General features: G+C 72.2%; 1 protein-coding gene. It reads left to right on the forward strand.

Annotation, left to right across the window (positions count from 1 at the left end):
- The coding region (locus FVW20_RS18000; protein WP_231039246.1) for a bifunctional cobalt-precorrin-7 (C(5))-methyltransferase CbiE/decarboxylating cobalt-precorrin-6B (C(15))-methyltransferase CbiT at window positions 1–637 on the forward strand (637 nt) is incomplete at both ends.

Below are 637 nucleotides of genomic sequence, written 5' to 3' on the forward strand. Positions count from 1 at the left end.
CATCCTGCCTGCAACAGGCCGCCGCCCGGCTGGCCCTGCCGTGGCAGGACGCGCGCTGCGTTTCCCTGCATGGCCGCAGCGACTATCGCCCCCTTGCCTCGGCACTGCGCCGCGCCCTGCACCGGGGCGATCCGGTCTGCGTGCTGACCGACGGCCACAACACGCCGGGGGCCATCGCCCGCTTCCTGATCGAACGCGGAGTGGCCGGGCTGCGGCTGCATGCCTTCGCCGACATGGGCAGCCCCGGGGAACGTCACGTGACCATCGCCCTGCCCCTCGACACCAGCAGGCCGGAAAATCACGCCGCCGGATTGCGGCAACGGGGGGAACCGGGCAACCGGGACGAATTGAACGAACGGGACGAACTGGACGAACTGGGCGGCAACTGCACCGTCCTGCTGGTGCCCCGCGCCACTCCCGTCCTTTCCCTCCGCGCCGGGTCTCCGCAGGGTGCGGAGGGCGACGCCGCACTGCCCGTGCTGGGCATCCCCGACACTGATTTCGACGTGCAGGCCCGGCTGATCACCAAATGGCCGGTGCGCGCCGCCGGGCTTGCCGCCCTGCGCATCGCCCCCGGCCACACCGTATGGGACCTGGGCGCGGGCAGCGGCGCCGTTTCCGTGGAGGCCGCAGCGTT

Origin of the sequence: Nitratidesulfovibrio oxamicus (assembly GCF_015731765.1) — a bacterium.
Classification (GTDB): Bacteria; Desulfobacterota; Desulfovibrionia; order Desulfovibrionales; family Desulfovibrionaceae; genus Cupidesulfovibrio; species Cupidesulfovibrio oxamicus.